The organism is Streptococcus sp. SGI.013 (genome assembly GCF_050315295.1).
GTDB lineage: Bacteria > Bacillota > Bacilli > Lactobacillales > Streptococcaceae > Streptococcus > Streptococcus porcorum.
In genome coordinates this window covers 41,039-61,636 of record NZ_JBNPOS010000010.1, presented here as the reverse complement: position 1 = coordinate 61,636, position 20,598 = coordinate 41,039, and the positions used below count along the sequence as shown (strand labels likewise).

Here is a 20,598-nt window from a genome sequence, read left to right as displayed (position 1 = left end):
ATTTTATTACGTTTGAAATCTTAAATGGAAAACGAAAACATGAACTATATTTGCTGAAGTTACTTGTCGAAAATGATGGCATAGTTTCATCAGATAAATGGTTTGAAACAATTATTGAGCACGATTTGGATTTCAGAACAGAAGCTCTGGAATCTGTAACAAGGGTGTTGAATTTATCGTTTTTAAAAGCACAAGAGCAGAAGAAATATGGTAGTGATCCATTAGTTAATTTTGATGGAAATATGTATAGATTGAATAAAGAAATCCATCAATCGCTGTTGAATAACAAAAAATTTGCTCAATTATTTATGGATGTTATTAAAACTGGAATTTTAAAATCGAAAGATTACCCTGAAATTTTCACACTGGGTCAAAAGTATACTCGACGTGATGTGCTTAAATTAATGAATGTCTTAAAAGACGAGCCGCCATTAAATATTGGTGGATATAAAATCGACAAGGAAACCAATTCTTGTCCGATCTTCATCACTTATCATAAAAGTGAAGACATTAGTGATACCATAAAATACGAGGATGAGCTGCTGAATGAGTCAACTTTGAAGTGGTTTTCAAAGAATAGACGCACTTTGGAATCCAAAGATGTATCAACAATCATCAATTCTAATGAAAATGGATTAAGGCTAGAACTTTTTGTCATAAAAGATGATTCAGAAGGTGGAGAATTTTATTATCTTGGTCCACTAAGATACGTTGAAAATAGTGCAAGTGAAATGATAAAATCTGGGGACTCAGTCGTTCAAATGTTATTTAAGTTGGATTCACCAGTAGAGACAAACTTGTATAAATACTTGACAGACAAATAAAAAATAGAGATTCGTTAGAATCTCTATCTTTTTTGCAAACAGTTAACAGCTGGAATATCTACTGGTGCCCATTCTAAGTCATCTAATTGTTCAATTGGAAGCCATTTAGAATCTTGGTGTTCTAATAAGGTTAAATTTCCAGCGACTAATTGTGAAAGGTAGGTTTTCATTGTCACAATACCAAAGTCATATTCGTAAGATGCTTCATTTAGGAAAGAAATGATTTCGATTTCAGAATCAAATTCTTCTTTGATTTCGCGAACTAGGGCTTCTTCGGGTGTTTCATCAGCTTCGAGTTTTCCTCCTGGAAATTCCCAGTATCCTTCTAAACTCTTTCCTTCAGGACGTTTAGCACAAAAGATTTTTCCATCTTTTACGATTGCTGCAGCCACCACGTTAATAATTTTTTTTGACAAGATTGGACCTCCACAATAAATTTTTAAATAGATTTTGATATACTTTGTAGTATATATTACTGTAAAGGAAGAAAAATGTCTAGACAAATTGCACACCTCCCCTCTCTTATCCCTTTTGGTTTCATCCTCTCCGACAATCGTTACATCTACCGTGAGGTGTTCATGGAGGGACAGTTTGAGGCGGTGGTGGAGGTTGATGAGGCAGGTCAGCTGTCGTCTTATGTTTGGGATTGTGAGATGGAGGAGGTCTATACCGCTCATCTGGTGACTGCGCCAGCTGGGGCTTTTGTGGGTCAGGTGAGAGAAGGCTATCAGTCTATTTTGGCTCGGGTAGAGGAGGCTTGTTGTGTCGCTCTGCCATTTTCCAAAAACCAAAGCAACCGCATAGCCCAGCTCATCAAGGAGAAGTGGGGTGACCTACCTGATTATCCCTTTGCCAAGTTGCCGACCTATGGGGCCTTTCGCCACCCTGCGAATAACAAGTGGTACGCTTTGGTTAGTCAAATTCCGAGAGACAAGTTGGACGGGAGTGGGTCGCAGGAGCAGGTGGAAATCGTCAATCTAAAGGTCTATGGTCGGGAAATTGCAGAGCTACTGAGCCAGCCTGGCATCTACCCTGCTTATCATATGTCAAAGAAATCATGGGTGTCGGTCTTACTGGATGATATTGTGGAAGATGAAGCAATTTTTGCCCTCCTTGAAAAGAGTCGCTATCTGGTGGGTCCAAAAACCTACAAGGCAGAGCAAGGGCCTGATTACTGGATTGTACCAGCCAATCCCAAATATTATGATATTGATGCGGAGTTTAGGGCTCAGTCTGAGATTTTGTGGACGCAAAAGGCTGTGCTAAAACAAGGCGATTGGGTCTATATCTATATGACAGCCCCTCATCGCTGTTTGCGGTATGCTTGTCAGGTGCTAGAGACCAATATTACTAATGAAGGCTACCGTGATCAAGAAGATATTAAAGAGTTGATGCGTCTAAGGTTGATAGACACGTTTTCTGATGACGTTTATCCTTCTTCTCTATTAGCTTCTCACGGGGTTAAAGCTGTGCGAGGGCCAAGGCGGATGACCAAAAGTTTGATTGACTTAGTGGAGAAGGCTTCAAGATCAAATACTTGATGTCCTCATTTTTCAAAAAACATGATACAATAGAGATAAGGAAAGTAAGATAGAAAACAAGAGAGTTAAGGGTGGAGTATCTTTTAGAGCGGACCATCTAACTCCCTTATTTTTTGGAGTGAGTGAGGAGTATATGAAAATTCAAGCCTTTGGAGTAGAGGAATGGCTTAATCAGTGGGAAAAGCAAGCTGTGTATGATATCGCTGGTAGTTCGATTTCATCAATGACCTTAGATGAGGTACTTCATTTGGGAGAGACCTCTAAGGATGACTTGCTTCAAGAAGTCTTGGAAAAAAAGCTCAACTATGGTTGGATAGAAGGTTCTCCAGAGTTTAAGAAAGAAGTCAGTCATTTATATGAGTCGGTGACCTGTGATCAGATTTTAGCTACCAATGGGGCGACAGGAGCAAACTTACTGGTTCTCTATAGTTTGATTGAGGAAGGTGATCATGTTGTTTCGCTTTATCCGACTTACCAACAACTTTATGATATTCCAAAATCTTTTGGGGCAGAGGTATCTTATTGGGAAATCAAGGAAGAAGAGGGGTGGTTGCCGTCACTAGAGGAGCTACGTCAACTGGTTAGACCAAACACAAAAATGATTTGTATCAATAATGCCAATAATCCAACGGGAGCTGTTATGGAGAGAGCTTTTTTAGAAGAGCTGGTCGCCATAGCAAGTGAAGTTGGAGCTTATATCTTATCAGATGAGGTCTATCACCCACTTGAGAAAGGGTTAGATGTTCCTGCAATAGTTGACCTTTATGATAAGGGGATTTCAACCAATAGTCTATCTAAAACCTATTCTGCACCAGGTATTCGTGTAGGCTGGGTGGCAGCCAATGAGCAGTTGGTTGATCAATTTAGGACTTATCGTGATTACACGATGATTTGCACGGGTGTGTTTGATGACTTTTTAGCAACTCATATCTTGAAACATAAAAAGGCTATCTTGGCACGTAATCGTCAGATTGTCTCAACCAATTTGCAAATTGTTAAAGAATGGTTGAAAGAAGAGCCGCGTGTCTCTCTTATCGCCCCTAAGCAAGTATCAACCGCTTTTATCAAACTACAGATTCCAGAGGCAACAGAATCGTTTTGTGAACGTCTTTTGAAAGAAAGAGGAGTTCTTTTGGTGCCAGGTGAGCGCTTTGATAAACCTGGTTATGCACGATTGGGCTATTGTTGTGAGACAACGACTTTAACAGCAGGTCTATCTGCTTTGTCAGATTTTTTGAGGCAGTACGATATACCGCACTAAATAGGAGATAAGGAGAACAGGCAAGAGTTCTCCTTTTTATCTTAAAAAGATAGAATATGTTATGATAGCTGACATGAATTGTCTAAAATTATCTAAAAATTTCAAAAAAAGTCTTGATTTTTTTGAAAATAGGAGTAGAATAGTCCTATCATTATTTTTGGAGGACATGAAATGAAAAAAAGCTTTATTCACCAGCAGCAGGAGATTTCATTTGTAAAAAATACTTTTACACAGTATTTGATTGATAAGCTCGAAATCGTTGAAGTACAAGGTCCGATTTTGTCAAAAGTCGGTGACGGTATGCAAGATAATTTGTCTGGTGTAGAGAATCCAGTTTCTGTCCATGTCAAATTGATTCCAGATGCAACCTATGAAGTTGTGCATTCTCTGGCAAAATGGAAACGTCATACGCTGGCACGTTTTGGTTTTAATGAAGGAGAAGGACTTTTTGTTCATATGAAAGCCCTTCGTCCAGATGAAGACTCGCTTGATCCGACTCACTCTGTTTATGTGGATCAGTGGGATTGGGAAAAAGTGATTCCAGACGGACGACGTAATCTTGCTTACCTAAAAGAAACGGTTGAAAAGATCTATAAGGCTATCCGCTTAACAGAGCTTGCAGTGGAAGCACGTTTTGATATTGAATCTGTCTTACCTAAGCAAATCACTTTTGTACACACAGAGGAGCTTGTAGAGCGTTATCCTGATTTGACACCAAAAGAACGTGAAAATGCCATCTGTAAAGAGTTTGGAGCTGTCTTTTTAATTGGGATTGGTGGTGAGCTTGCCGATGGGAAACCACATGACGGCCGTGCTCCAGACTATGATGACTGGACAACAGAATCAGAAAATGGCTATAAAGGGCTTAACGGGGACATTTTAGTGTGGAATGAAGCGCTAGGGTCAGCCTTTGAATTGTCATCTATGGGGATTCGTGTTGACGAAGATGCGTTGAAACGCCAAGTTGTGATTACAGGTGATGAAGACCGCTTAGAATATGATTGGCATAAGACACTGCTTCGAGGATTTTTCCCGCTTACTATCGGTGGCGGGATTGGACAATCTCGTATGGCCATGTTCTTATTACGTAAAAAACACATCGGAGAGGTTCAATCGAGTGTTTGGCCAGAAGAAGTCCGTGACAATTTTGAAAATATTTTATAATGAGTGTTGAAAAAAAACTCCAAAGGCTAGTCTAGACTTTGGAGTTTCTTTTTTACCTTTTGATCTAATCATCGTGTCTATTCTAACAAACTTTGAGGTGTCAAATAATGGGAGAAGAAAGGAAAAGTTCGTCCATTTCTTTGTCCCATGACAGATTAAAATTTGCTATAATGTTATCTATGAGAGTTGTAGCAGGAGAATTTGGGGGACGTCCCCTTAAGACGTTAGATGGAAAAATCACAAGACCGACCACTGATAAGGTCAAAGGTGCTATGTTTAATATGATTGGTCCTTTTTTTGAAAAAGGCAGAGCTTTGGATCTTTATTCTGGTAGTGGTAGTTTAGCCATTGAAGCTGTGTCACGTGGTATGGATGAGGCTGTTTTGGTTGAAAAAGATCGTCGTGCCCAAGCCATTATTCAAGAAAATATTAAAATGACTAAAAATGAGAAGGCTTTTACACTTTTAAAAATGGAGGCCAATCGTGCTATTTCGCAGTTAAACGGTACTTTTGATCTGGTCTTTTTAGATCCTCCTTATGCTAAGGAGGAAATTGTTGCTAATATCACAGCACTTGAAGAGGCGGGGCTTTTAGCTGAAGAGGTGCTGTTGGTTTGTGAGACAGATAAGGCTGTTGAGCTACCAGAGGAGATTAGTCAGTTTGGCATTTGGAAGCAAAAAATTTATGGAATTAGTAAGGTAACAGTTTATGTCAGATAGAATTGGTTTAGTGACAGGCTCTTTTGACCCTGTCACTAATGGACATTTAGATATTATTAAGCGAGCTTCCAAACTGGTAGATCATCTTTATGTGGGTATTTTTTATAACCCTCATAAAGCAGGTTTTTTTGACGTCAAAACAAGAAAGAGAATGTTAGAACATGCTTTACGGTCTTTTCCAACTGTTGAGGTGGTTTTAGCAGAAGATAGGTTGGCTGTTGATTTAGCTAAGTCTTTAAAAGCGACTGTTTTGATTAGAGGTGTTAGAAATTCAGAGGATTTGGCTTATGAGGCTAACATGGCTTTTTTTAATAAGGGATTGTCACCACAGTTAGAGACGATTTTTTTATTAACTGATCCGAGTTTACAATATATTAGTTCTAGTCGTATTAAGGAATTACTTTATTTTGGGGCTGATATCGGTGCTTATGTGCCTGAAAGTGTGGTATTAGAAGTGGAGAGAAAACGTGAAACAAATCAAAAAATATAGATGGTGGTTAGTAGGTCTCATGTCTTTTGTTGGAATGGTACTTGCTTTGGTTTATCCGTTACCTTATTATATTGAGATGCCTGGTGGCGCTTATGATATTCGCGAGGTTTTGCGGGTTGATAATAAAGAGGATGAACAAAAAGGGTCTTATAATTTTGTTGCGGTGACCGTCAGTCAAGCGACAGCGGCCCAGCTTCTTTATGCTTGGTTAACGCCGTTTACAGATATTTCATCTGCTGAGGAAACAACTGGCGGAGCTAGCAGTGAAGACTATGAACGTATCAATCAATTTTATATGGAGACATCGCAGAATATGGCGATTTATCAGGCGATGAAGCTAGCTGGAAAAGAGACTTCATTGGAGTTTAAAGGGGTTTATGTTCTAGAGTTAAATCCAAAATCAACTTTTAAGGATGTTTTACATCTTGCAGATACCGTCACAGGTGTTAATGGAAAAACTTTTAAGAGTTCGACAGAATTGATTGATTATGTAGCTGGTTTGAAAATCGGTGACAAGGTCAGTGTGCAGTACACCTCTTTAGGAGAAGAAAAGACAGCTACTGGAAAAATTATTAAGTTAGATAATGGTAAAAATGGCATTGGTATTGGCTTAGTTGACCATACAGAAGTAAAAAGTGATATTCCAATCGAGTTTGAAACAGATGGTGTGGGAGGACCGAGTGCGGGTCTCATGTTTACTCTTGATATCTATACCCAGATTACTAATAAAGATTTGCGACAAGGGCGCGTGATTGCTGGTACAGGAACCATTGAAGAAGATGGAACTGTTGGTGATGTTGGAGGAGTAGATAAAAAAGTTGTCTCTGCCGCAAACAGTGGAGCAGAAATCTTCTTTGTTCCGAATAATCCAGTTGATGAAGCGGTTAAAAAGGAAGATCCTGATGCTTTAACCAATTATGAAGAGGCTAAAAAAGCAGCTAAAGAGATTGGGACAGATATGAAGATTGTTCCTGTCAAGACTGCTCAAGATGCGATTGACTATCTTGAAAAGTAAAAAAATAAGTTGGAAAATTTTCCAACTTATTTTTTACTCTTTATTTTTATCGATTTTCTTATCAAGTTTATCAAGTTGCTTGGCAGCGAAGTCACGTCCTCCTAAGCCAAAAGCTAAGGCAAAAGCAACAGCAAGGGCGCCAAGGATAATAGTGAAGCTAGTAGTGACAATGTTTTGTGCAAATTTTAATTGATCAAGTGCCATAAAGATAGCAAGAACTAGAATACCGTAGCGAATAGTAGAAGCTAGGACCTTATTATCTGTTACTTTTGTTAAGAAACTTGCTAAGATATTACCACCAATAACAGCCAAGATAATAATTAAAATGGAACTAATGAGAGATGGAAGATAAGCAATAATAGCATTACCTACTTGATTTAAAACATCCAGTTTTAAAACAGCAAGAGCTTGGACAAAGAAGAAAGTGATTAAAATAGCACGGATAGCTTGTGCTACGACAAATGAAATTTTGTATTTGCTTTCTTGATTGGAAGTGAGGTAACTAGAGTACTGGTCAAGACCAGATGTTTTTAAAATCCCTTCAAGTAAGTTACTTACGAGTTTTGCAACAAAACTACCGATGAGTAACAACATAACGGCAACAAGGATACTTGGAATAATACCAAATACTTGGTTCAGTATACCAACAATAGGTTGGGATATACTCGTAATGCCAAGTGTTTCAAGAGCCAATGTTAAAATTGGAATAAAAATTAGAACATAAACGACAGATGCTAAGACATTAATGATCTGTTTGCTGTCAAAAGCTACACTTTCTTGACCTGTTACTTTTTTATACCAGCTATCAATATTTAGGCGCTCAAGCAACCCTTTAACTAGAATTTTAATAAAGTTACAGAAATAGGTTCCAACAAAGATAATCAATCCAGCCGCAATTAAGTTTGGAATGAAGGCAAAGAATTTTGCAAACATGCTTGAGATAGGGTCAATACTGCTGCTAATATTTAAACCAGATAAAATTGACGGAAGGAAAAAGAGGATGACAAGGAAGTAGACGAGTTGACCGATATTTTTAATAATCCCCTTGCTACTTTCTTCTTCTTTAATCACACCTAATTTTTTTAAGTGTTTATTAAAGTCAATTTTTTCTAAGCCTTTAACGGTTACTTTTCGTGAAATAGAGGCTAAAACAAAAGCGATAATAATGAGAAGAATCATTCCTAAAAATGACGGAAGATAACTCATCAGAGGGTAGAGCAAATCGTTGATGTTGGTATTCATGAGAATACTCCTTTCTATTTTTCAATCTGACTATATCATTTTTATAAGGTAACAACAAATGATTTGATTGTAAATTTTAGAAAAGTCTTATTTTAGAAGAAAATTATAAAATGACTTTTTCAACTCTCTGACTTACTAAAAAAAGAAAAATGGTGTATAATAAAAAGGTTATAAGGATAGTTTATTTTTCGATATGAAAAAAGCTTGAAGGGAAAGGGGACTTATGAGAAAAGAAATTTCTCCTGAGATGTATAACTATAATAAGTTTCCTGGTCCTAGCTTTGTTGCTTTTGAAAATCAGGTTAAAAGTGACAATCACCACTTTATTTTAATAGAGAATATCAAGGATGCTTTTCAAGCAGAAAGCTTTAGTCAGCGCTTTTCTGAAATTCTTTTAAAGTATGATTATATTGTGGGTGACTGGGGAAATGAACAACTTCGCTTGAAGGGATTTTATAAAGATAATAAAGAGAAGGTCAAAAGACAATCGAAAATTAGTCGTTTAGAGGACTATATCATGGAGTATTGTAATTTTGGCTGTGCTTACTTTGTTTTGGAAAATCCAGAACCAGTGGAGATTGTGTTTGAAGAAGAACGTTTATCAAAAAGTAAAAAAACAAAGGATAAGCGAGATAAAAAAAGGAAACAATTTAGCAAAAAAATTCGCGTCCAAGAAGAAAAAGCTAGGCGCGAAAAAGTAAAAAAACAAGAGCATAAGCGAGAGATTCGTGATGCGACACAACATTTTGTAATAAGGAAGAAAAACTAATATGAAACCATCTATTTATAGTTTAACTCGTGATGAATTGATTGATTGGGCAGTTGAGCATGGAGAAAAGAAATTTCGTGCTACTCAAATTTGGGATTGGTTGTACCGTAAACGTGTTCAATCATTTGAAGAGATGACCAATATCTCCAAAGAGTTTATTGCTGTCTTAAATGAGAACTTTTGTGTGAATCCCTTAAAACAGCGAATCGTTCAAGAATCGGCAGATGGTACAGTAAAATATTTATTTGAATTGCCAGATGGTATGTTAATTGAAACGGTGTTGATGCGCCAACATTATGGATTATCAGTTTGTGTGACCACACAGGTTGGTTGTAACATTGGCTGTACTTTCTGTGCTAGTGGTCTGATTAAGAAACAGCGCGACTTAAATAACGGTGAAATCACTGCTCAGATTATGTTGGTCCAAAAATATTTTGATGAGCGTGGTCTTGATGAGCGTGTGAGTCATGTCGTTGTCATGGGAATTGGTGAGCCTTTTGATAACTACACTAATGTCCTTAAATTCTTACGAACAATTAATGATGATCATGGTTTAGCTATTGGGGCACGTCATATCACTGTGTCAACATCTGGTCTGGCTCATAAGATTAAAGAGTTTGCTAATGAGGGTGTTCAAGTTAACTTGGCAGTATCTCTTCACGCGCCAAATAATGATTTACGCTCAAGCATTATGAAAATCAATCGTGCCTTTCCAATTGAAAAGCTGTTTGATGCTATTCATTATTATATTGAAACGACTAATCGTCGGGTTACCTTTGAGTATATCATGTTAAATGGCGTTAACGATGGAGTAGAGCAAGCTAAAGAATTGGCAGCTTTGTTAAAAGATATTAAAAAGCTATCCTATGTTAACTTGATTCCTTACAATCCTGTATCAGAACATGATCAATATAGCCGTTCTCCTAAAGAGAATGTAATGGCTTTTTACGATACCCTCAAGAAAAATGGTATCAACTGTGTCGTTCGTCAAGAGCATGGAACAGATATTGATGCCGCTTGTGGTCAATTGCGTTCTAATACCATGAAAAAAGATAAGGCAAAAAGAGCAGAGGTGAAAGCTTAATGCTGATTCTCTTTAAGGAGGATGGTGAATTAACGACTAGAGGAAGACAGATTGTCCAATTTGTGATGGGCATCTATCTTCTTTTTATTGTTTATATCTGCTTTGGTCCTCAGCATCAGATTGATGGTTTTGAAACACCAGGGATTATGCATATTGGCCGTGTTGTCGTTTTGTTGACGCCTTTTAATTCCCTGGTAAATCTAGGGGAAGTGGAAAATTTTCGGCAATTATTTTGGGTTTTAGCGCAAAATATTGTCAATATGTTTTTGCTGTATCCTTTGTTATTTGGGATGTTATGCTTAAAGACAAGTTTACGACAGTTAAAGAAGATGATCCAGTTAGCATTTTTTATGAGTTTGAGCATAGAGCTAACTCAAATTTTATTAGATTTGTTAATAAATGCTAATAGGGTGTTTGAAGTGGATGATCTTTGGACCAATACTTTAGGAGGAGTATTTGCTTATTACAGCTTTTTAGCTTTACAAAAGCAAATCAAAAGAAAATATTATCCATCTGATGAAGGTTAAATCATCAGATGGTCTTTTTTGAATAGAAAGAGAAGGATAATGTCTATTATTCGTCAATTATGGTGGTTCTTTCAGTTAGAAAAACGCCGTTATCTCATAGGGATTTTTTCTCTTATTTTAGTTAGTCTTTTAAATTTATTACCTCCTTTGATGATGGGAAGGGTGATTGATCGGATTACAGATAAGAATTTATCAAGTGAAACTTTATTATGGAGCTTGATCATTTTACTTTTATCGGCATTCGCCATGTATTATTTACGTTATATTTGGAGAATGTATATTTTGGCGACTTCTTATCGTTTAGGACAATTGATGCGCTCACGTTTATTTGAGCAATTTACCAAGATGTCTCCATCTTTTTTTCAGCGTTATCGAACAGGGGATTTGATGGCGCATGCTACTAATGATATTAATGCCTTGACGCGTTTAGCAGGTGGAGGTGTGATGTCTTTTATAGATGCGACGGTAACGGCCTTGGTAACCTTGTTAACTATGTTATTTATGATTTCTTGGCAAATGACCTTGGTCGCCTTGATTCCTCTTCCTTTTATGGCCTTAACAACAAGCTTTTTAGGAAGAAAGACACATGAAAATTTTAAAGTTTCTCAAGCTGCCTTTTCTGATTTAAACAATAAGGTCCAAGAAGCTGTATCAGGCATTAAGGTGACAAAATCATTTGGTTACCAGAAAGAAGAAATCCAATCTTTCCAAGAAATTAATGAACAAGCTTATCAAAAAAATATGCGAACAATGGTTTATGACGCTTTATTTGACCCCATTGTTTTGTTATTTGTAGGGACATCTTATACGTTGACCCTTTTATTAGGGGCTTATTTTATTCGTTTGGGTCAAGTGAGTTTAGGGAATCTGGTTACCTTTATGACTTACTTGGATATGTTAGTTTGGCCCTTGATGGCAATTGGTTTTCTCTTTAATATCACACAAAGAGGAGCAGTTTCTTATGAGCGGATTATGCAACTACTTGATGAAGAATCGGATGTGGTAGAAAGTTCGACGCCTCTTTCAACGATTCAAAATGGTGACTTAAGCTACCATGTGACACATTTTGCATACGATGAGGAAAACGTTTTGTCAGATGTTCACTTTACGATAAAAAAAGGTCAGACACTTGGACTGGTTGGGCAAACTGGTTCTGGGAAAACGACCTTATTGAAGCTCCTCTTACGAGAGTATGACGTGACAGATGGATCCATTACTCTTAATCACCATGATATAAAAGATTATCGTTTATCTGATTTAAGAAGTTTGATGGGTTATGTTCCACAAGATCAGGTCTTATTTGCCATGAGTATTCTTGATAATGTACGTTTTGGTGATCCTAGTCTCTCTTTAGAGTCTGTTGAGCAAGTGACAAAATTGGCCCAAGTTTATGAAGATATCAAGGCTATGCCAGATGGCTTTAATACTCTTATTGGAGAAAAAGGGGTGTCCTTATCAGGTGGGCAAAAGCAACGTTTGGCGATGAGTCGTGCCCTCGTGTTAAATCCAGATATTTTAATTTTAGATGATTCCTTATCAGCTGTGGATGCTAAGACAGAGCATGCTATTATTGAAAATCTTAAGAGCAGTCGTTTGGGAAAAACAACCCTGATAACAGCACATCGCTTGTCTGCGGTTGTTCATGCTGATTTGATTTTGGTTTTACAAGATGGTCGTATTATTGAACGTGGAAATCATGAGGAACTCTTAGCTCAAAAAGGTTGGTATTATAAGACTTACCAAGCACAACAATTGGAAATGAGGGATTCAAATGAAGAATAATCAAAATCAGTGGCGTGTTTTTCTCCGTCTTCTGACTTATTTACGTCCCTATAAGTTAGTAACGTTTTTGGCACTGGCTTTTTTATTGCTGACGACTGTGATAAAGAGTATTGTTCCACTGGTTGCTAGTCAATTTATTGACCATCATATTAAGGATTGGACTCAGGGTGCTCTTGTTTTACTATTAGCTTATTATGGGCTATATGTTTTACAAACGATTTTACAATATTTAGGGAATCTCTTTTTTGCTAGGGTTTCTTATCACGTGGTTAAAGATATTCGAAAAGATGCTTTCACTAATATGGAACGTCTTGGGATGGCTTATTTTGATCAAACTCCCTCTGGAGCTATTGTCTCTCGTATTACTAATGATACTGAAAGTATTTCAGATATGTTTTCAGGACTCTTAGCAAGTTTTATTTCGGCACTATTTATTTTTTCAACAACCCTATATACGATGTTAGTCTTAAATATAAGATTAACTGCTCTAGTGACTTTATTTTTACCTTTTATTTTTATTTTGGTGAATTTATACCGCAAAAAATCAGTAGTGGTTGTGGAAAAGACTCGAAGTTTACTTGGAGATATTAACAGTAAGCTAGCAGAAAGTATTGAGGGCATTCGTGTGATTCAGGCTTTTGCTCAAGAAGCTAGACTACAAGAGGAATTTGAGGCCATTAATGAAGAACATTTGGTTTATTCTAGTCGATCAATGGCTTTGGATAGTCTTTTTTTAAGACCCGCTATGTCACTTTTAAAATTGCTGGCGTATGCATTGTTAATGACTTATTTTGGGTTAAACTGGAAGAGTGTCGGCATTTCAGCTGGTATCATGTATGCCTTTATCCAGTATGTCAATCGTCTTTTTGATCCATTGATTGAGGTGACACAAAACTTTTCGACTCTCCAAACCTCTATGGTATCTGCTGGGCGCGTCTTTGATCTGATTGATGAGAAAGTTTATGAGCCTTATCAAGGACAAGCTAATTCAAAAATCTCTCGTGGGGATATTGAATTTAGAGATGTCTCTTTTAGTTATGATGGAAAACAACCTGTTTTAAATCACATTTCTTTTAGTGTCAAAAAAGGTGAGACGATTGCTTTTGTTGGCTCAACAGGTTCAGGAAAGTCGTCTATTATTAATCTTTTAATGCGTTTTTACGAGTTTTCTGAAGGGCAGATCTTGATTGATGGCATAGATATTCAGGATTTTAGTGCCAAAGAGCTACGTCAAAAGATGGGCTTAGTCCTACAAGAACCTTTTTTATATCATGGAACAGTTTTATCAAATATTAAGATGTATCAGGATTTAACAGAAGAAGAGGTAGAGGCTGCTGCAAAATTTGTAGATGCTGATCAGTTCATTCAAAAGCTTCCCAAAGCCTACCATCAGGAAGTGTCAGAACGTGGTTCTGCCTTCTCGACTGGGCAGCGTCAGCTTCTAGCTTTTGCCCGAACCATCGCTAGCCAGCCGAAGATTTTAATATTAGATGAAGCAACGGCTAATATCGACTCTGAGACGGAACAGTTAGTGCAAAATTCTTTAGCTAAGATGCGAAAAGGGCGGACTACGATTGCTATTGCCCATCGTTTATCGACAATTCAAGACGCAGATTGTATTTATGTCTTGGATAAGGGAAGCATTGTTGAGTCAGGGACACATGAGGCACTCTTAGCTCAAAAAGGGTTGTATCACAAGATGTATCAACTGCAAGCAGGACAGATCAATCGTTTTTAAAAAATTGAGCAAATCTTTCTTTCCTTCAGCCTAGAGCATGTTGTTTTATGAAAGGAGAAAATCTGTGAAAAAATGGATGATGGTGATGAGTTTAGTTTTCATTTCTTTGACAAGTAGTGATGTTAAGGCCTCTCAGTCAGATGATTGGTTATTAGATAAGCAAATAGAGATTTATTACAACCAAGCGGACGCTAAGTGGGGGAAACGAAGTTATGGTCGCTCAACTCTTAGAAAATCAGGTTGCGTTCCTACAGTTTTAGCTATGATTTTTTCTAATGTAACAGATAAAGAGGTCTTGCCGACAGATGTTGCTAACTATCTTTATCATGAAACCGATACCTTTAACAAAACATTTTTAGGTACTAGTACGGAAGGGATTTTTGCTGCGGTTAGGAAGTGGGGACTAGAGGCTGTTAATTTAAAAGATAAGACCAGTGTTATAGAGAGTCTTCAAAAAGGCTTTCCTGTTATGGTGGCAGTTGAAAAAAATAAATTTACGCCTTATGGTGGATCCCATGAATTACTTCTAGATGCTTATCAAAATGGTCAAGTTTATGTCTATGATCCCTATACTAAAGCTAATATTGGTTGGTATTCATTAGATGATTTATGGCGTGAGCAAAGTCAAGACCCCATTGATCGCATGGGAGTAACAACAACATTTTTACAAATTAGTTTTCCCACTTTTCGTCCTTTGGAGAATAAGATCTAGGTTAAAATCAGTAGGGAGTGGGAAAGAACTCGACGGGTCTAAAAAGAGTTCGTCAACAAGTCTTTATTTCCAGTTGTTGAGCTGAAACAGTCTATCCCCAGACTGTTTCACTCCCACTCCCCCACAGCTCAAACTGTCTGGGAGACAGTTTGAGGTTGGAGATGAAGCGAACTTTGTTCGCAACAGTCGTCACGGACAGATTTGGAGTGTGAAACACGAACTGCTGAGATTTGCTTCGCAAATCATATCTCCAACCTTTAACAGTCCACTGGACTGTTAAACCCAATCAACCACTGCGCTGAGATGTTGACACGAACTCTAAGAAGTGGCGCTGGGCTTTTTGCCCAGTCTCTTTTGACGTTTAGGTGTGGGGATCAGCTGAATAGCTAAAAGCCCTTAAAAGACTGTAGGTCATAAAGATAGAAGGAATATGAAAGCAAATAATTGATAGTTCCTTTTTGCTCTCTCCAAAACAATTCTCCCAACTCAGTCGAAATCAAGTAGAAGTGAGCAGGATAACATTAGTTCGCTCACGATCGTTTAGAAAATTGCAAAACCCCAAGTATTTTACCGTAAATACTTGGGGTTTTGGTCGAGAAATGGCATCATAAGAAGTGCTCATGCTTGAAGTGCTATTTTGTAACGGTTTTTGTGAATGGTGTTTTATGCGTCGCGATAAAGTTTTCAAGCCAATCACCCTCATTACTATCTTCCGCTTCCTCTTCTGTTGGAGAGTATGAATCTACCTTATCATCATCTGAAAAATCCACTTTTCCAAACAGGACAACCTTATCCTTAGTTTCAGAACTTGCTGACTGAGCTTTATTTGCTGTAATCCCAAAAGCTACACACCCTAATATTACAAGAGTTCCTAAAATAAGTAATTTCTTCATCAGTATTTCCTCCAAGATAAATAAATTTTGTTTGTTGTAGTTGTAAGACTTACACGTATTATCTTACAGGAAATATTGGTTGACTTAAAAATCATTACATATCTGTAACTAGAGCTATTGTATCTTCAATTTGCTTAGAAAGATTATAACAATCTAGAAAATCTACAACTTTTTGGCACTCTTTCATCTCTTCTAACCCTTGTACATTCCCTTGTAAATACAAAAAATGTCCCTTTATAAATCTTAATTGAAGCCGCTCAAACATATCTGTTTCAAAAATGTCCATTTGTTCTAAATACTTTATAAATTTAGCCGCCACCCTCTCCTCTTTTCTATCTAAAATGTGACCAGTAATATTTAATAGTATTCTGTAGACACGCTTTCTATTCTCATCAAGGCTATTATAAAATTGCGTTCTATGGAGTAACTCACTACCTAAAATTTCTATCATTTTAGAGCTCAATACCCTAGAACAATTTCCAAAAATCCATAATTCAAAAAAACACCATTCATCAATTGACATTAGATAATCTGAAATGACTTGTCTCTCTTCCTTAGGTATTGGTTCTTCCAAATTACATCTATTACGCATAACATATAATACAGCAATGAATACCCTATCTGATTTTTTTTTACTCTCCAAATAGCGCATCTCATATTCTTTTATCATTTTTTGAAAGTAACCGACATTTCTACTCTCAACTGCTTGACGAAGTTCTTTTGATAAACGAATATCCTCATTTTGAAAATATGAATGATAAAATGTTGAAAATTCCCCTTGTAAAACGTCCATATTTTTTAAACAGTGAAAAAATGTATCTACAGAAAGATTACTCTTTCCATTTTCAAAGCGTGATAACTGAGCAGGTGTAACGAAATCGCCAGCTACTTCTTTTAGAGACATATTTTTTGATTCTCGAATCATTTTAAAAATTTTTCCATAACTTCCCATATGAACCTCACGCGTTACATTTATGTAATGATTTTTCTTTGTTTTTGAATCTAGTATATCATAGATGTATCTTTTTTTATAGAAAGGCAGGTAGTTATGTCATCTCTCTTATATACCCAACAATTATCAAAGCAATATGGGAAACAAAAGGCCGTTCATCAGGTTTCTTTAACGATTAATAAAGGAGAAATCTGTGGTTTAGTCGGTGAAAACGGTGCTGGGAAGACAACGCTTCTCAGAATGTTATCGGGTCTCATTTCCCAAACTTCAGGTACCATTACTAGCTCAAAATATTGTCGTATTGGAGCTTTAATTGAATCCCCTGCTCTACAACCTAATTTATCTGCGATCGATAATCTTCGTTACATGGCTCTGCAATTAAATCTCAAGCAAGCGGACGAAAAAATCTTAGAGACATTAGCAATTGTCGGTTTAGAGGAGGTTGATCCTAAGAAAAAATCCAAAGATTTTTCACTGGGAATGCGTCAACGTTTAGCCATTGCCTTAGCTATCCTAGATGACCCTGATTTTTTAATCCTAGACGAACCGATTAATGGTCTTGACCCTGTTGGAATCAAAGAGATGAGAAGCATTATTTTAAATCTTCGAAATCAATATGGGATGACCATCCTTATCTCCAGTCATATCCTATCAGAGCTTGAGATGGTGGTTGATCGATACATTATTATGCATAAGGGCCTTATCGTCAAAGAATTCTCAAAGCAAGAGCTTGAACAAACCCTAGAAGAACAGCTCTATCTACAAACGAACAACCATCCTAAGACCTTTACTATCCTTGAAGAGCAGGGCATCGCTTACAAAATAGATAAGGATTATATCAGTCTGTCATCAGATACGAATGTTATGAGCCTCATTCATCTCTTGATAAACCATGAGATTGAGGTCAAAGAAATTTTTAAACAACAAATGTCCTTTGAAGATTATTACCTGACATTGCTTCAAGAAGGAGAAGGAGAAGAGCATGATACATTACTTTAAAGCTGATTTATTTAAGATTCAAAAAGAACAGAGATTAACGATTTCATTGGGAATATTGGCTTTACTGTCCTTTTTATCCGCTTTTTTGCTACATGGCAACGAAGACTTCACTAGCTCTCTTATTCAATTGCTTTCTCAATTTATCACACTATTTTTTATCGTTCCAGCCAACCTATTCTTTGGAGAAGATTTTACTTACCGTACCATCAATAATATTATTATCAAGCAACAAACAAGAAAAAGGGTGTTTTTCTATAAAGTCTTAGCAACCCTTGTACTAGATCTCGCTTATATCCTTCTAGCCTATTTATTGAGCAGCAGTGTTGGCTTACTTCTAGGTGATCGTGTTGATTTTGCAGTAATAATACAAAGTTTCATTGCTCAAACACCTTTATTTATCTGTATCTCTCTGTTGTCCATCCTGATATTTGTCAAGTCTAATAAGGTCAATCAAGCCTATCTTGCCTTTAGTTTAATTAGCCTTCTTTTTGACAATATCTCCAACCTCATTACTAGTAACCTACTCCATATGAAATTACCAACAGATTATTTTCTATTTCTTTCGCTTCAACAAGGGGAACATATTTCAAGACTATCCATGGGTGTTAGCTTTATGGCTAGTCTTTGCTACTTATATCTAAGTTACTGTATTTTTAGTCGGAAAGAACTTAAATAAATGATAGACACTATTTTCATAAAAATAATACTGGCTCTTCTAAGAGGGTTATTGGATTAGGTGAGTTGATGCTGCCTAAGGCAATATAAAAACACAGATAGCTAGGCTGAGTTTGGTAACATCGGCTGATAGCATCTGTGCTTTTTATTTATTTCAAATAATCTTGTAAGCTGGCAATCAATTCCTGATTGTGTTTGACGTAGGCTTGTTTTTTTTCTTGCGTTAGTCCATTTAATTGTTGGAAATTGGAGAGGAGTTTTTCTTCTAAAATAGCTTGCAAGCCCTGCCCTTTTTCTGTTAATTGTACGATGAGCTGACGTTTATCCTGCTTAGGGACTAGGCGTTGGATGTAGCCTTTTTCCTCAAGTCGCTTGAGGAGTGGTGTCAAAGTGTTACTAGCTAAATCTAGTTTTTCACCTAGCTCTTTAAGTGTCAGCGGAGCTTTTTCCCAGAGAACAAGGAGTACGAGATACTGGGTATAGGTCAAGTCAAATTCTGTGAGATTTTTCATATAAAATTGATTGAAAAGTTTGTTGACTTGGTAGAAGGAATGGCAGAGTTGTTTTGAATAATGGTAATCGGACATGGTTCTCATCTTTCTAATCGTTTGCGATAAAAGTATCATATCAAAATTATTTTTCCTTGACAAATCAGACGAATAAGAATAGACTAGACACATGTCAAAAATAATCGTGCGCGATTAAAATTTAAAGAAGAAATAGATGAAAAAACAGTGATTGTCTTAACAAATATCATAGTATGGTGAATAGGCCTATCAGGTAGGTCAAAATGGCCAATCTGATTGTGTTATAAGCCAATCTGTTGTTTTTAAGGTAGCAATTGAGGGAGAAAAATAATGTATCAATACGATGTCACTTTTATTGGTTCAGGACATGCCAACTGGCATGCTGCAGTTGATTTAGCAAAAGCAGGTAAAAAAGTTGCTATTGTCGAAAAAGATATTATAGCTGGGACCTGCACAAACTATGGTTGTAATGCCAAGTTTTTACTAGAAAGTCCATTTGAATTTATGGATGGTTTGGCACGGTATGAAAAAGCAGGGATTGCTAAAACAGGTGAGATCTCATGGGAGAAACTCATGTCTTACAAAAAAGAGGAAATCCCAACCTACTCTCCTATGCTAGAAGGTATGTTTGCTCATCTTTCGATTGATGTTTTAAAAGGTCATGGACAGTTAAAAGATGCTCATACCGTCTTGGTTGATGAAAAGGAAATTACCACAGACTATATCGTCATTGGAACAGGTCAACGTCCAGCTCGTCTTAATGTCCCTGGTAATGAATGGTTCCAAGACAGCCGTGCCTTTCTTGACATGGATCACATGCCAGAGAGAATTATCTTTATCGGTGCGGGAATTATCTCGCTGGAGTTTGCGACAATGGCTTCACTACTGGGCTCAGAAGTTCACATCATCGAGTTTGCAGATCGTGCTTTAACAGCTTATCCTGAAAAAATGGTAGCTAGTGTGGTTGAAAAAATGACAGCTGATGGTGTTAGCTTCCATTTTAATCAAGCTGTTTCTTCTGCTGAAAAAACTACAGGTGGGCTTCTTGTCAAAACAGCTCAGGGATTGGAAATTGAGACAGATACGATTATTGATGCGACAGGTCGTGTCTCAAATGTGGAAGGTCTTGGCTTGGAAAATGTTGGAGTGGATTTTGACCGTACAGGTATCAAGGTAAATGAGTTTATGCAGACCTCTCTATCCAATATCTACGCATCTGGTGATGTGGTTTCTAAAACTATTCCACGCTTGACACCAACTGCTAGCTTTGAGTCTAGCTACATTGCAGAGCATATTTTGGGAAATCCAGCTCCAATTAACTATCCAGTTGTCCCAAATGTTGTGTTCACGCTGCCACGTCTGGCTCAAGTTGGTGTTACGATTGCAGAGGCTGAGGCAAATCCTGAACAGTACAAGATTGTTGACATCCCCTTTGGAAAACAATTGAAATTTCAAACTAAGCTAGAAACAGAAGCTCACTTTACGCTGATTGTAGGAAGTGACAAGACCTTGAAGGGGGCAGCTTTGTTGGGACATGAAGCAGGAGAGATGATTAACTTGCTGACCTTGATTATTAACCAAAAGCTAACAGCAAAAGATCTAAATCGTATGATTTTTGCTTTCCCTGCAACGACCAATGGTTTACTTGGAGCTCTTAAGCAGGCTCTGGCATAGAAGGGAGCAA

21 protein-coding genes are annotated in these 20,598 nt (G+C 37.2%); 16 read left to right on the top strand and 5 right to left on the bottom strand.

The window, feature by feature from the left end:
- Nucleotides 1-824: DUF3427 domain-containing protein (locus ACQRDX_RS04300; protein ID WP_427897460.1), on the top strand; the 824-nt coding region annotated here is incomplete at its 5' end.
- 23 nt (nucleotides 825-847) lie between these two features.
- On the opposite strand, the gene ACQRDX_RS04295 is transcribed toward ACQRDX_RS04300, so the two are convergent.
- Nucleotides 848-1,240, bottom strand: a complete 393-nt coding sequence (locus ACQRDX_RS04295) for a (deoxy)nucleoside triphosphate pyrophosphohydrolase (protein ID WP_427894825.1) — start codon at nucleotides 1,238-1,240, stop codon at nucleotides 848-850.
- Nucleotides 1,241-1,315: 75 nt separating this feature from the next.
- On the opposite strand from ACQRDX_RS04295, the gene ACQRDX_RS04290 reads away from it, so the two are divergent.
- The 6 genes from ACQRDX_RS04290 to ACQRDX_RS04265 all read left to right on the top strand — a co-directional run bounded on the left by ACQRDX_RS04290 (nucleotide 1,316) and on the right by ACQRDX_RS04265 (nucleotide 7,014).
- On the top strand, nucleotides 1,316-2,365 hold the full coding sequence (locus ACQRDX_RS04290) for an MmcQ/YjbR family DNA-binding protein (protein WP_427894823.1): 1,050 nt from the start codon (nucleotides 1,316-1,318) through the stop codon (nucleotides 2,363-2,365).
- Nucleotides 2,366-2,498: 133 nt separating this feature from the next.
- The gene (locus tag ACQRDX_RS04285) at nucleotides 2,499-3,626 is read left to right on the top strand and encodes an aminotransferase (protein WP_427894821.1); all 1,128 of its coding nucleotides are present in this window, start codon (nucleotides 2,499-2,501) and stop codon (nucleotides 3,624-3,626) included.
- 171 nt (nucleotides 3,627-3,797) lie between these two features.
- Entirely contained in the window at nucleotides 3,798-4,790 is a 993-nt protein-coding gene (gene asnA, locus ACQRDX_RS04280; RefSeq protein WP_354368159.1) for an aspartate--ammonia ligase, read from the top strand.
- Nucleotides 4,791-4,969: 179 nt separating this feature from the next.
- The gene (gene rsmD, locus ACQRDX_RS04275) at nucleotides 4,970-5,509 is read left to right on the top strand and encodes a 16S rRNA (guanine(966)-N(2))-methyltransferase RsmD (protein ID WP_427894829.1); all 540 of its coding nucleotides are present in this window, start codon (nucleotides 4,970-4,972) and stop codon (nucleotides 5,507-5,509) included.
- A complete protein-coding gene (gene coaD / locus ACQRDX_RS04270; protein WP_427894819.1) occupies nucleotides 5,499-5,999 on the top strand; it encodes a pantetheine-phosphate adenylyltransferase in 501 nt (166 codons plus the stop codon). The genes rsmD and coaD overlap by 11 nt, the downstream gene beginning before the upstream one ends.
- On the top strand, nucleotides 5,977-7,014 hold the full coding sequence (locus ACQRDX_RS04265) for a SepM family pheromone-processing serine protease (RefSeq protein WP_427894817.1): 1,038 nt from the start codon (nucleotides 5,977-5,979) through the stop codon (nucleotides 7,012-7,014). The genes coaD and ACQRDX_RS04265 overlap by 23 nt, the downstream gene beginning before the upstream one ends.
- A 33-nt stretch (nucleotides 7,015-7,047) precedes the next feature.
- Here the strand turns inward: ACQRDX_RS04265 and ACQRDX_RS04260 are convergent, their stop codons facing one another.
- Complete coding sequence (locus tag ACQRDX_RS04260; protein ID WP_427894815.1) at nucleotides 7,048-8,256, bottom strand: mechanosensitive ion channel; 1,209 nt, start codon at nucleotides 8,254-8,256, stop codon at nucleotides 7,048-7,050.
- Nucleotides 8,257-8,479: 223 nt separating this feature from the next.
- On the opposite strand from ACQRDX_RS04260, the gene ACQRDX_RS04255 reads away from it, so the two are divergent.
- The 6 genes from ACQRDX_RS04255 to ACQRDX_RS04230 all read left to right on the top strand — a co-directional run bounded on the left by ACQRDX_RS04255 (nucleotide 8,480) and on the right by ACQRDX_RS04230 (nucleotide 14,868).
- A complete protein-coding gene (locus ACQRDX_RS04255) occupies nucleotides 8,480-9,025 on the top strand; it encodes a YutD family protein (protein ID WP_354368151.1) in 546 nt (181 codons plus the stop codon).
- 1 nt (nucleotide 9,026) lies between these two features.
- Nucleotides 9,027-10,109: a 23S rRNA (adenine(2503)-C(2))-methyltransferase RlmN gene (gene rlmN / locus ACQRDX_RS04250; RefSeq protein ID WP_354368149.1), complete on the top strand. Its 1,083-nt coding sequence runs from the start codon at nucleotides 9,027-9,029 to the stop codon at nucleotides 10,107-10,109.
- Nucleotides 10,109-10,636: a VanZ family protein gene (locus ACQRDX_RS04245; RefSeq protein ID WP_427894812.1), complete on the top strand. Its 528-nt coding sequence runs from the start codon at nucleotides 10,109-10,111 to the stop codon at nucleotides 10,634-10,636. The genes rlmN and ACQRDX_RS04245 overlap by 1 nt, the downstream gene beginning before the upstream one ends.
- Nucleotides 10,637-10,675: 39 nt before the next feature.
- Nucleotides 10,676-12,418 (top strand): ABC transporter ATP-binding protein, encoded by a 1,743-nt coding sequence (locus ACQRDX_RS04240; protein WP_427894810.1) that lies wholly within the window; start codon nucleotides 10,676-10,678, stop codon nucleotides 12,416-12,418.
- Nucleotides 12,408-14,156 (top strand): ABC transporter ATP-binding protein, encoded by a 1,749-nt coding sequence (locus ACQRDX_RS04235; protein ID WP_427894808.1) that lies wholly within the window; start codon nucleotides 12,408-12,410, stop codon nucleotides 14,154-14,156. Before ACQRDX_RS04240 ends, ACQRDX_RS04235 begins: the two co-directional genes overlap by 11 nt.
- 64 nt (nucleotides 14,157-14,220) lie before the next feature.
- Nucleotides 14,221-14,868: a C39 family peptidase gene (locus ACQRDX_RS04230; RefSeq protein WP_427894806.1), complete on the top strand. Its 648-nt coding sequence runs from the start codon at nucleotides 14,221-14,223 to the stop codon at nucleotides 14,866-14,868.
- Between the two features lie 632 nt (nucleotides 14,869-15,500).
- On the opposite strand, the gene ACQRDX_RS04225 is transcribed toward ACQRDX_RS04230, so the two are convergent.
- Together ACQRDX_RS04225 and ACQRDX_RS04220 are read right to left on the bottom strand one after the other, a co-directional pair.
- Nucleotides 15,501-15,761 (bottom strand): hypothetical protein, encoded by a 261-nt coding sequence (locus tag ACQRDX_RS04225; protein ID WP_354368139.1) that lies wholly within the window; start codon nucleotides 15,759-15,761, stop codon nucleotides 15,501-15,503.
- Nucleotides 15,762-15,855: 94 nt separating this feature from the next.
- Nucleotides 15,856-16,713, bottom strand: a complete 858-nt coding sequence (locus ACQRDX_RS04220; protein WP_427894803.1) for a helix-turn-helix domain-containing protein — start codon at nucleotides 16,711-16,713, stop codon at nucleotides 15,856-15,858.
- Between the two features lie 96 nt (nucleotides 16,714-16,809).
- On the opposite strand from ACQRDX_RS04220, the gene ACQRDX_RS04215 reads away from it, so the two are divergent.
- Nucleotides 16,810-17,712, top strand: coding sequence for an ATP-binding cassette domain-containing protein (locus ACQRDX_RS04215; RefSeq protein WP_427894802.1), 903 nt, complete (start codon nucleotides 16,810-16,812; stop codon nucleotides 17,710-17,712).
- On the top strand, nucleotides 17,696-18,388 hold the full coding sequence (locus ACQRDX_RS04210) for an ABC transporter permease (RefSeq protein ID WP_427894800.1): 693 nt from the start codon (nucleotides 17,696-17,698) through the stop codon (nucleotides 18,386-18,388). Before ACQRDX_RS04215 ends, ACQRDX_RS04210 begins: the two co-directional genes overlap by 17 nt.
- 148 nt (nucleotides 18,389-18,536) lie before the next feature.
- On the opposite strand, the gene ACQRDX_RS04205 is transcribed toward ACQRDX_RS04210, so the two are convergent.
- Complete coding sequence (locus ACQRDX_RS04205) at nucleotides 18,537-19,013, bottom strand: MarR family winged helix-turn-helix transcriptional regulator (RefSeq protein WP_427894798.1); 477 nt, start codon at nucleotides 19,011-19,013, stop codon at nucleotides 18,537-18,539.
- Between the two features lie 231 nt (nucleotides 19,014-19,244).
- On the opposite strand from ACQRDX_RS04205, the gene ACQRDX_RS04200 reads away from it, so the two are divergent.
- Nucleotides 19,245-20,588, top strand: a complete 1,344-nt coding sequence (locus ACQRDX_RS04200; protein WP_427894796.1) for a dihydrolipoyl dehydrogenase family protein — start codon at nucleotides 19,245-19,247, stop codon at nucleotides 20,586-20,588.
- The last annotated feature ends 10 nt before the right edge of the window (nucleotides 20,589-20,598 follow it).

Coding starts and splice junctions, on each gene's coding strand:
- ACQRDX_RS04290 (WP_427894823.1), top strand. CDS start 1,316: ATGTCTAGACAAATTGCACACCTCCCCTCTCTTATCCCTTTTGGTTTC.
- ACQRDX_RS04285 (WP_427894821.1), top strand. CDS start 2,499: ATGAAAATTCAAGCCTTTGGAGTAGAGGAATGGCTTAATCAGTGGGAA.
- asnA (WP_354368159.1), top strand. CDS start 3,798: ATGAAAAAAAGCTTTATTCACCAGCAGCAGGAGATTTCATTTGTAAAA.
- rsmD (WP_427894829.1), top strand. CDS start 4,970: ATGAGAGTTGTAGCAGGAGAATTTGGGGGACGTCCCCTTAAGACGTTA.
- coaD (WP_427894819.1), top strand. CDS start 5,499: ATGTCAGATAGAATTGGTTTAGTGACAGGCTCTTTTGACCCTGTCACT.
- ACQRDX_RS04260 (WP_427894815.1), bottom strand. CDS start 8,256: ATGAATACCAACATCAACGATTTGCTCTACCCTCTGATGAGTTATCTT.
- ACQRDX_RS04255 (WP_354368151.1), top strand. CDS start 8,480: ATGAGAAAAGAAATTTCTCCTGAGATGTATAACTATAATAAGTTTCCT.
- rlmN (WP_354368149.1), top strand. CDS start 9,027: ATGAAACCATCTATTTATAGTTTAACTCGTGATGAATTGATTGATTGG.
- ACQRDX_RS04245 (WP_427894812.1), top strand. CDS start 10,109: ATGCTGATTCTCTTTAAGGAGGATGGTGAATTAACGACTAGAGGAAGA.
- ACQRDX_RS04240 (WP_427894810.1), top strand. CDS start 10,676: ATGTCTATTATTCGTCAATTATGGTGGTTCTTTCAGTTAGAAAAACGC.
- ACQRDX_RS04235 (WP_427894808.1), top strand. CDS start 12,408: ATGAAGAATAATCAAAATCAGTGGCGTGTTTTTCTCCGTCTTCTGACT.
- ACQRDX_RS04225 (WP_354368139.1), bottom strand. CDS start 15,761: ATGAAGAAATTACTTATTTTAGGAACTCTTGTAATATTAGGGTGTGTA.
- ACQRDX_RS04220 (WP_427894803.1), bottom strand. CDS start 16,713: ATGGGAAGTTATGGAAAAATTTTTAAAATGATTCGAGAATCAAAAAAT.
- ACQRDX_RS04215 (WP_427894802.1), top strand. CDS start 16,810: ATGTCATCTCTCTTATATACCCAACAATTATCAAAGCAATATGGGAAA.
- ACQRDX_RS04210 (WP_427894800.1), top strand. CDS start 17,696: ATGATACATTACTTTAAAGCTGATTTATTTAAGATTCAAAAAGAACAG.
- ACQRDX_RS04205 (WP_427894798.1), bottom strand. CDS start 19,013: ATGATACTTTTATCGCAAACGATTAGAAAGATGAGAACCATGTCCGAT.
- ACQRDX_RS04200 (WP_427894796.1), top strand. CDS start 19,245: ATGTATCAATACGATGTCACTTTTATTGGTTCAGGACATGCCAACTGG.